We start from the raw sequence: 9,379 nt of genomic DNA on the forward strand, positions 1-9,379 counted from the left end.
GGACATCGACTGCCGGGTCGACGACCGGTAGCAGTGCGTCGAACAGTTCGACCCGCAGATCAGCAGGCAGTTCTACCAGCACGTCGAGTAGCCGGACCACTTCGTCCTCGACCCGGACGAGAAGTTCGGCATCCAATAGCAGTGGATCGTCCAGCGGTTCAAGCCGTTCGTCCGGGAGTTCCGGATCGTCCAGCCGTTCATCCGGGAGTTCCGGGTCGTCCAGTCCCTCCTCGAGCAGTTCCCGAACGTCCAATCGCACCTCGTCGCGAACGAGCAGTTCGGGGGCGTCCAGTAGCGGGTCGGGACCGTCGAACCGCTCGGCCGGGTCGTCGGCCTCGTCGAGTACGAACACAGGCGGATCGACGTCCCGGAACCGAACCACTGCAGGAGCGACGGGCGGCACTGGCTCCGCGACAGGTGGCGAAACCGCCTCTACAGCAGGAGGGGCCGGCGCGTCGGCGAGTACGAACACCGGCGGGGCGACGGCAACCGACGGCGCGGCAGAAAGCGACACGTCCGGATCGGCCTCGGCCTCCTGTTCGGCAACCCGATCGCCCGATGGATCGGGGCGAAACGCCTCGGCTGGCGGGCGATCATCGCCGCGTTCGGTCTGTATCTGCCGGGCTTGCACACTACGGCTACCAGAACGCGGTCAGTATCGAGGAACTCGCAATCGAACTCAGAGCGGCAGGCACCGATACGGCCGCCTTACAGGCACTGCTCACCGAGTACACGACTGCCTACGGCATCACCTCGGCGTGGGAGTACGTCTACGCGACCGAAGTCGCGGAGATAGGGCCAAGCGCCGTCCTTGCGCTCGGCGTCGTGGTCATGCCGCTGGTGTTCTTCCTCGCGATCCGGAGAACGCGCCAACATCGCGGCCGTAATCTCTCGTACGTGTTCGCGCTCGCGGTGTTCGCACCGCTGGCCGCACTCGTCGGGAACGCCGCACTCGGCACGCTACCGCTTTACGTCGATCTACTCGGCTATCTGCTGGTGCCGGTGCTGGCCGGGGTGTTCCTCATCGGGAGACGGTTCGTCTGGACGCCGTTCCGTCGGTTACTCGCCTGAGTCGTTCCCCGCGTCGACGTTTCGCTTTGCGTAAACAAACACCGGGAGAGCGATCAGAATCCAGACGACAGCACCGACCCGGATCGCAAACTCCACTCGGACACCCCACGTCGGCAGGGTGTACGGGACCGAGAGGAGGGCGACGACCGGCGCGCCGACGACGATAGTGAGCACGAAGGTGGTCTGCATCACCCATCCGTAGTCGACGCCCTCGGGATCGCTGGTCTCGACTGGCTCTGGCACGCCTCCCGGTTACGACCCAAACATAAAGTAGTATCCGGATTTGACCGGTGACGAGCGGTTTCTCGAACGGATTCCCACTGGACAGGAATGCACTCACTCGTTTATACTGCGTCGCTCGTTAGACTGTCGTATGGCTGTTGGGTCTCCGTCCGACGAAGAAGAATCCGTCATTCCGCCCGTAGAGGACCGTGACCTACGGGTCGTCCTCGAGATCGAACGTGGTGGTGCCTGTGTGATGGACGCGATCGAGGAGGACGTCATCGACATCGACGTCCGTCTCGATCAGGAGCACTGCAACCTCGATATCGCGGTTCGCGACGACGACGACGAGAGCGTCTGCACGAAACACACCTCGAACGAAATCTGTGACCACTGTCCCGGCAAAGTGTTCTCGGAGTACGGCTGTCTTCCGCGCTATCTTGAGGTCGGGGACGGCGAGTTCGTCATGGAGACGTACGTCTCCGATACCGAGACGGTTGCCGAGATCGTCGCGGAGGTCCGGGAGGCCTGCACGCGCGTCTCGGTGCGTAGCATCGTCTCGACCGACGGATCCGAGGTCAAAGAACTCTGTTCTGTCGATATTTCGGAACTGACCGCCAAGCAGCGAGAGGCAGTGAACGTCGCCCAGGAGTTGGGCTACTACGATTCGGACTCGTCGATTCCGCTCGACGCGATCGCGGACGAACTCGGCATCTCCCTATCGGCGACGTCACAGCGACTCCGACGTGCCGAGTCGAACGTCGTCCGGCAGCTCTCCTGTGACTGCTCGTGCTGGGAGGCGTGACCAGCCACGGCATTGCAACCTCTATTATACTGACCCCTATATAAAATCCGAATTGATCCCGGGATATCCTCAACGACCCCCATCGTGTAGTCACGGGTATGGACCGAAAACTCGATCGACGGCGGTTCGTACAGATTACTGGCGCGGCCGGTCTCGGCGCGCTCGCCGGGTGTCTCGGTGACGACGAGCCGGCGGCCGAAAACGGCGACGAGAACGGGATGGAAAACGGCGACGAATCGGAAAACGGGCCGGAAGAAGAGGAGACAGAGGAGGACATTCCGGATCCGACGGCGACGGACAACGCGTTGATCGAACCCGCGACGCTGAAAGAGTGGCAAGACGTTGGGCTGGTTAACCTCGGCCAGCTGGACGTCCGCGAGCGGGTCGTCGTCTTGCGCGTCTGGGATACCGAAACCTACGATGACGGTCACGTTCCGGGGGCGCTCAAGTGGGGTCCAAACGAGTTCCACGCCGCTCGCGTGGAGGGGCTGGGCGAGGTCGCTCCGATGGTCCCGAACGGTGCGCAGATGGACGCGGTGTTACAGCGTAGCGGCGTCTGTCCCAAGACGACGATCGTCCTCTCGGGGCTGAGCTCGCCCTGGACGGCGAGGCCTACTCGACGCGCCGTCCGCGACGTTTACAGGCCAACGCTGAACAACGACGACCGGCTCGCACGATCCTCGAGCGCGACGACGTATTCCTCGACAACGACGCGCGACGACGAGACCGTCGCGACCTTCGACGAAGTTCGCCGAGGGGGGGGACTGGAAGGATGCCGACGCGATCGAATCCCACGTCTTCGGCCTCGAGGGCGTCGAGGACGGTGATACGATCGTCACGTACTGCGGGAGCGGCTACCGTGCGTCGATGGGATATTTCGCCCTCGACGGGATTCTGGGCTACGACGACGTCGTCGTCTACGACGGTTCGTTCTCCAGACAGTGGGCCCAGTACGACGGGAACAACACGGAGGGTAACGTCCCGCCGGAGAAGTGGCGCGTCGACGTTAACGACCGGACGGACGGCGATACCGGCGATAGCGACCTGGAGATCGTCGTCGACGAGATCCCCGAACTCGCGTCCGCTGGTGCGAACCAGATCGAGGCGGCCGATGCCGCATACATGGCCGGCGACGAGATGGAGACCGACGACGGGGGCGACGGGGGCGACGGAGGCGGCGACTGGGGCTGTAGCTCGGTCGCGACGCCGACGCTCTGAGTCCGGACCTGAAGGGCTATCGCCGTCAGCGCGCAACACTCTCTTTGATCGGCCGATCCGATGGTTCGTCCGGCACGTCCGGGATTCACCAGCATATAAAACCTGAATAGATCCCGAGGACGACCTATGCGGCTAGAACCGTGGTTCCTATTGTGAGCACTCCATGAGCCCAGAAAACCAACAGGATCCACTCGAGGCGCTGTCCGCCCTTGGAACCGATCCCGAAGAGAGCGAATACGATCAGGAGCTCGGCCGGCAGGTCGGCATCGACGCGATGCGCGTCGCGAACGGCGAACTCACCGAGACGGAGTTCCACGAAAAGTACGACAAACGACTCCGCGAGGAGTTCGGCGACGACTACACGCCAGCGGAGGTGATCGCGGATGAGTAGCGAGGACGGGAGCGGACTGACCCGTCGAAACCTGCTGAAGACCGGCGCGGCCGCCGCAGGGGCCGCCGCACTCGGTGGCTGTCTGGATAGCGCGCCCGGGCTGGCAAGTACGGATCGGTCTGCGACACCGGTCGCGGACGCCGACACCGCCTTCGGCAACTGCTGGATGTGCTGTCACAACTGTGCCCAGGAAGTCAAAGTCAACGACGATACCGTCGTCGGAATCACTGGCGTCGACGGTAACCCCCGGGAGCGCAGGTCCCGGCACAAACGGAACGCTCTGTCCGAAGGGGCTAGCCCAGCTCGACAAGACTCACGACCCCGACCGGATCAAACAGCCCTACATCCGAGAGGACGGCGAGCTACGGGAAGCGACCTGGGACGAGGCCTTCGAGTACACAGCCGAACGGCTTCAGGAGTTCGACGAGGAACACGGTGCGGAGACGTTCCTCGACGCCGGAAGCTGGGCGGAGACGCCGATCTTCCGGACGATCTGGCGCGACCTCTACGGCACGCCCGAACGGATCGGCCGGGGAGTCCACGTCTGTGCCGGGCCGACGTTCGTCACCGGCGGGATGATGGGCGTCGGTCTGAACAACCGGGTTCCCGACTACCAGAACTCCGAGTATCTCATCATGTGGGGTCGGAACCCGCTTGGCTCCTTTGCCGGGCAGTTCGAGGCGAAAGGCGTCCTCGAAGCCATCGAGAAGAACGACGCGACGCTAGTAACGATCGACCCCCAGTACACCGAGACGGCCGAGAAGTCCGACGAATGGCTCCCGATCGAGCCCCGAACCGACGGCGCGCTGGCGCTGGCGATAGCACACGTCATCATCCAGGAGGGTCGCCTCGATCTGGAGTTCGTACAGGAGCACACCCACGGCTTCGAGGCCTACCGGGAGTCTGTCGCGGACAAGACGCCCGAGTGGGCCGCGGAGATCACCGGGATCGATGCCGACAAGATCCGAGAGATCGCCCGCGGCTTCGCCGAGGCAGCCCCGGCAGCGGGAATCTCGGTCTGGACCGGAACGGCCCAGATGGGCAACGGCTGGAAGGCTACCCAGAACATCACCGCGCTGAACGGGCTAGCCGGCAACATCGACCGCCCCGGCGGCCTCCGACTGTGGAAGAGTACGCCCACGGCGGATCCGTTCGAGGTCTGCGAATGGACGCCCGACGAGAAAGGGACCCAGGCGACGATCGGTGTCGACCTGCCGAACAACGCCGCGGGCAAAGAGCCGGCCCTCCACAAGTACGAGGAGTACGAGGAGTACCCGTTTCGGCACATCGAAGGGATCGCCCACAATCTCGTCCCCGAGATGGTCGAGAACGACCACATCAACGGCATCTACTGCCACCACGACATGCCGCTGAAAGACGGCAACGCCGAGGCGTGGCTCGATGCCCTCGACGAGATGGATCTGGTGATCGCCGTCGACGCCTACTGGAACGGCGTCACGCGCAACGCCGACGTCGTCTTCGCCGACGCGACCCAACTGGAGAAAGACACTGTCGGCACCGGTTCCTGGAGCGCCTACCCCGAACACCAGTGGGTCGTCGGCGGGAAAGCCGCCGTCGAACCACAGTTCAACACCAAACCGGACTGGGAGATCCTGACTGGCATCGCCGAGGCGATGGGCTGGGGCGAGAACTTCCCGTGGGACGACCACGAGGAGTTCATCGACGATCAGCTACAGGCGGTCGATCTTACCCTCGAAGAGCTCGACAGCGGCGACAAGAACTACGAACTCGTCGGCGAGTACGGCTACGAGCAATGGCGCGACGAGGACGGCCCGGCGTTCAGCTTCGATCTGGACCAGATACCGCCGTTCGTGCAGGCTGCCGAGGAGGCGGGAATGGATACGGCTCCCGAGTGGCAGCCTCCGGGGACCTACGGCGACGAACTCGACGAGGAGTACCCGCTGGAGTTCTACGACATCCGATCGGTGTTCTTCTCACACGGTAGCGATCAGGGGATCGACCGGTGTCTGGACCAGTTCGCCCGGAAGAACGAACTCGAAGACGAGGACTACCGCGGCAACTATCTGCACCTCAATCCCGAGGACGCCGAGGAACGCGGCATCGAGACCGGTGACATGGTGACCGTCGAATCAGAGACGGGCGGAGGAGAGTTGATGGCACACGTCACCGAGACAATCAAGCCGGGCATTGTTACCGCCGAGTACGGCTTCGGCGAGGGATCGGCACAGGAGGATTACGAGGGGATGAACACCATGAAACTACACGCCAAACAGATGGACCCGATTACCGGACAGCCGGACAGACACATCGCAGTCGACGTCACCAGCGGAGGTGAGTAACGATGGGTGAACAGTGGGCGTTCTACTTCGACGCGAACAAATGTATCGGCTGTCATGCCTGTTCGGTCTCGTGCAAGCAACGCCACGACCGCGATTCGGATCAGGACGAGTGGCGGACGGTCCGTAACGTCGAGCGCGGGGAGTTCCCCGATGTAAGCTCGATGCCCATCTCGATGTCGTGTATGCACTGTACCGACGCGCCGTGCGAGAAGGTGTGTCCGTGTAACTCGATCGAAAAGCGCGAGGAAGACGGTATCGTCACCGTCGACCGGGACAGCTGTATCGGCTGTCACTACTGTGCATGGGCGTGTCCGTACGGTGCACCGACCTACGACGATGGCGGCACCATGTCGAAGTGCAACCTGTGTCTCGGAGAGGGGCCCGGTGGCGGCCACGACATGCCTCCTCGGGAGGAACAAGAAGACGGCGGCTCGACGCCCGCATGCGTCGACAACTGTGTCGGCGGTGCGATCAAGGCCGGACCGGTTAGCGAACTGAAAGCCGAAGCGTCGACGGAGGCTATCGAACGGTTCGCCTCTCAACCGGCGAACGTTATCGTCGAGGCGGACCAGGACGACGACGAAGCCGGTGCAGTGACCTACGAGGTGTAGTCGATCATGACTGCACCGGAACTCTACTGGCTCGACGCGGGCCACTGGGACGTGTTCGTCGCGATCTACCTCTTCCTCGGGGGGCTCTCGGGCGGGGCGTTCCTGGTCGCATCTCTCGCGGAAGTGATTGGGTCACGTAGCGGCTACGAGGGGTACGAGTACGTCACGAAGTGGGGTTTTCTCACTTCTTTCCTGACGATCGCCGCGGGGTCGATCACCCTGCTGTTGCACCTCTCCGGCCCCTTCCTCAGGGCGTTTACGTTCCCGGTCCAGTTCACCAACTGGAGTTCGTGGATGGCGATCGGGACCTGGGTGATCGTGATCTTCAGCTTCCTCGTCATGTTCCGGGCCATCTGGGCCACGTTCGGAACAGAAGCGACGGACGACCCCAGTGGACTCCCGCGACACGTCGTGGCACGGACCGGGTTCGAGGGCTACATCGATCGTGCTGCCGACACGACGCGCCCGACCGGCCTCGCCGCCGTCGCCGTGCAGGTGATCGGCATCGTCCTCGCCGTGTTGCTGATCGTCTACACGGCACTGCTGCTGAGCGACGTCGGCTGGAACGTGCCGCTGTGGAACCCGAACATCCTCCCGTTGCTGTTCCTGGCGAGCGGGTTCTCGGCGGGTATCGCGGCGGTTCTGATGCTCTCGCAGCTAGCCAGCGACATAGACAGCCATCTCGTCCATCGGTTTAGCATCCTCGACGACGCGATTATCATCGTCGAGATTGTGGTGCTGGCGGCGTTGCTGTACACGCTGTCTACGGGCGGGCTAGCAGACACCGAGACGTACGCCAGCCTCACGGAGGGGTACGGTCTCCTGCTGTGGGTGGGCGTGCTCGGCCTCGGACTGGTGGTTCCGCTCGTTATCTCGGGCGCCCAGCAGGTCGTCGAGTTCCTCCGCGAAGAGAACGTGTTGATGACCAAACGGATCTGTACGACGAAGTTCGGGCTGGTTATCGCCGGATCGTTCATGCTACGATTTGTGATAATCTACGCGGCGATCCACCAGCCAGTCTACGTCGGATAAGCAACTACACAAACGATGAACGACGACCACACCCGCCTCTACGCCACGCTTGCGACGTGTTTCCAGCATCCGGACGAAGCGTTCGTTGACGCGGTCCGGAACGGAACGCTCGGGACGATCGTCGCAGAGTGTGCAGCATCGTTACCGATTGACAGCGTCGACGCACCGCCCCGGTTCGAAGATATTGCCCGGGCCCGCAGGGAGTATCTCCGGACCTCTGAAGCGTTCTGAAGGCGAGTACGCCCCGCCGAATCCGCCTACGAAGAGTGGTGGGACGGCACCGAACGCGGCATCCTCTCGGGACCGCCGGCGAGCGACATGAAGAGTCGATACGACGCGCTTGACGCCGCGGTTCCTCCGGAGTATCCAGCCGATCACGTCTCCCTGCTGCTGGAGTACGCGAGTCTGTTGCTGGAAGCAGAGCAACACGAGGGGTATGCCAACTTTCACGAAGCCCACTTCGACTGGATCCCCGCGTTTCGCGAGCGCGTCGAGGCGACTTCGGACTCAGGGTTTTATCTGTGGGCCGTCCGGACGCTCGATTCGGTCGTCCAAGCGATGGGCGAACGATACGCCGAGTGATCGAGGGATCACACCAGCGGCTGAGCGAGGATGTAGCCCGCGATCCCGATCGGAATCAGCCCGACAGCACGGGCAAGCCATGCCTGTTGCTCCGTAAGCACCTGGTCCTCGCCATACTCGCCGTGCCGGCCTGTGGTGGGCCCTGTGCGAAAAACTGCAGTCTGACCACTGCGTTCGGCGCGACGACGAGCGCGAGGCCGAGGCCGAACGCCAGCACGGCCGCAAGAATCTCCCGGACTCCGTACATACGGCCGGGTTCGGAACGGGTGGGTATAAATATCCGACATCGTGGCCGGCCGTCCTCGCCGATGTCGGGCTATTGATCTTCCCACGCCATTTATTTGCTCCATCACCAACCACCCTGTATGGGACTGACCGTGCAGGACATCCGCGCCCGGGCGGGCGAGGAGCCGATTACGATGCTGACAGCGTACGACGCACCGACCGCAGAGTTGATCGACGAACGAGGCGTCGACGTGATACTGGTCGGCGACAGCATGGGCAACGCCGTACTGGGCTACGACTCCACGTTGCCGGTAACGGTCGACGAGGTAGCGAGCCGAACCGCCGCCGTGGCCAGGGGCGCTGAAGAGGCACTGGTCGTCGCGGATATGCCCTTCCTCAGCTACGGCACCGATCGGCAGACGAGCATCGAGAACGCCGGTCGGATGCTCAAGGAGGCCCACGCAGATGCGGTCAAACTCGAATGCGGCGAACACACCGTCGAACTGACCGAGCGACTCCACCAACTGGGAATCCCGGTCATGGCGCATCTGGGGTTGACGCCACAGCGCATCAACGAACTCGGCGGCTACACTCAGCAGGGTTCGGATCCAGAAGCCGCCCAGGAGATCATCGACCTCGCACACGCCCACGAGGAAGCGGGCGCGTTCTCGCTGGTGCTAGAGCACGTCCCGGCGAATCTGGCAGAGACGGTCACCGACGAACTGGAGATACCGACCATCGGCATCGGGGCCGGCCCGGCAACCGACGGGCAGGTACTGGTGTTCAACGACGCCATCGGCCTCGGCGAGTGGTCGCCGCCCTTCGCGGAGCAGTTCGGCGACGTCCGAGCGGAGATGCAGTCGGCAATCGATAGCTACGTCGAAGCGGTGTTGGAGGGTGA

Annotated in this window: 11 protein-coding genes and 3 pseudogenes; 12 read left to right on the forward strand and 2 right to left on the reverse strand. The window is 63.2% G+C overall.

Annotation, left to right across the window (positions count from 1 at the left end):
• A pseudogene (locus tag ACFQL3_RS02445) lies at positions 1-514 on the reverse strand (hypothetical protein); the annotation flags it as partial.
• A gap of 44 nt (positions 515-558) precedes the next feature.
• Here ACFQL3_RS02445 and ACFQL3_RS02450 point away from each other — a divergent pair.
• Complete coding sequence (locus tag ACFQL3_RS02450; RefSeq protein WP_377051075.1) at positions 559-1,071, forward strand: hypothetical protein; 513 nt, start codon at positions 559-561, stop codon at positions 1,069-1,071.
• Here the strand turns inward: ACFQL3_RS02450 and ACFQL3_RS02455 are convergent.
• The gene (locus ACFQL3_RS02455; protein WP_377051077.1) at positions 1,060-1,314 is read right to left on the reverse strand and encodes a DUF5822 domain-containing protein; all 255 of its coding nucleotides are present in this window, start codon (positions 1,312-1,314) and stop codon (positions 1,060-1,062) included. The two genes, ACFQL3_RS02450 and ACFQL3_RS02455, sit on opposite strands and share 12 nt — an antisense overlap.
• Positions 1,315-1,444: 130 nt before the next feature.
• On the opposite strand from ACFQL3_RS02455, the gene ACFQL3_RS02460 reads away from it, so the two are divergent.
• The 11 genes and pseudogenes from ACFQL3_RS02460 to panB form a co-directional block, all read left to right on the forward strand.
• Entirely contained in the window at positions 1,445-2,098 is a 654-nt protein-coding gene (locus ACFQL3_RS02460; protein WP_377051079.1) for a helix-turn-helix domain-containing protein, read from the forward strand.
• A gap of 98 nt (positions 2,099-2,196) precedes the next feature.
• Positions 2,197-2,925 carry a hypothetical protein gene (locus ACFQL3_RS02465; RefSeq protein WP_377051081.1) on the forward strand — a complete coding sequence of 243 codons (729 nt, stop codon included), beginning with the start codon at positions 2,197-2,199 and terminating at the stop codon, positions 2,923-2,925.
• Positions 2,926-2,929: 4 nt separating this feature from the next.
• Complete coding sequence (locus ACFQL3_RS02470; protein WP_377051095.1) at positions 2,930-3,316, forward strand: hypothetical protein; 387 nt, start codon at positions 2,930-2,932, stop codon at positions 3,314-3,316.
• Positions 3,317-3,479: 163 nt separating this feature from the next.
• Positions 3,480-3,707, forward strand: a complete 228-nt coding sequence (locus tag ACFQL3_RS02475; RefSeq protein ID WP_377051083.1) for a 4Fe-4S ferredoxin N-terminal domain-containing protein — start codon at positions 3,480-3,482, stop codon at positions 3,705-3,707.
• A pseudogene (locus tag ACFQL3_RS02480) lies at positions 3,700-3,768 on the forward strand (twin-arginine translocation signal domain-containing protein); the annotation flags it as partial. The gene ACFQL3_RS02475 and the pseudogene ACFQL3_RS02480, both read left to right, overlap by 8 nt.
• A 121-nt stretch (positions 3,769-3,889) precedes the next feature.
• On the forward strand, positions 3,890-6,028 hold the full coding sequence (locus ACFQL3_RS02485; RefSeq protein WP_377051085.1) for a molybdopterin-containing oxidoreductase family protein: 2,139 nt from the start codon (positions 3,890-3,892) through the stop codon (positions 6,026-6,028).
• 2 nt (positions 6,029-6,030) lie between these two features.
• Positions 6,031-6,639, forward strand: coding sequence for a 4Fe-4S dicluster domain-containing protein (locus tag ACFQL3_RS02490; RefSeq protein WP_377051087.1), 609 nt, complete (start codon positions 6,031-6,033; stop codon positions 6,637-6,639).
• A gap of 6 nt (positions 6,640-6,645) precedes the next feature.
• Positions 6,646-7,671, forward strand: a complete 1,026-nt coding sequence (gene nrfD / locus ACFQL3_RS02495; protein ID WP_377051089.1) for an NrfD/PsrC family molybdoenzyme membrane anchor subunit — start codon at positions 6,646-6,648, stop codon at positions 7,669-7,671.
• A gap of 15 nt (positions 7,672-7,686) precedes the next feature.
• Positions 7,687-7,902 carry a hypothetical protein gene (locus tag ACFQL3_RS02500; RefSeq protein WP_377051091.1) on the forward strand — a complete coding sequence of 72 codons (216 nt, stop codon included), beginning with the start codon at positions 7,687-7,689 and terminating at the stop codon, positions 7,900-7,902.
• Positions 7,903-7,929: 27 nt separating this feature from the next.
• Positions 7,930-8,253: pseudogene (locus ACFQL3_RS02505) on the forward strand (molecular chaperone TorD family protein); the annotation flags it as partial.
• A gap of 365 nt (positions 8,254-8,618) precedes the next feature.
• The coding region (panB, locus tag ACFQL3_RS02510) for a 3-methyl-2-oxobutanoate hydroxymethyltransferase (RefSeq protein ID WP_377051093.1) at positions 8,619-9,379 on the forward strand (761 nt) is incomplete at its 3' end.

This window comes from Natronoarchaeum sp. GCM10025321 (genome assembly GCF_042663585.1).
In the GTDB taxonomy this organism is placed as follows: Archaea; Halobacteriota; Halobacteria; order Halobacteriales; family Natronoarchaeaceae; genus Natranaeroarchaeum.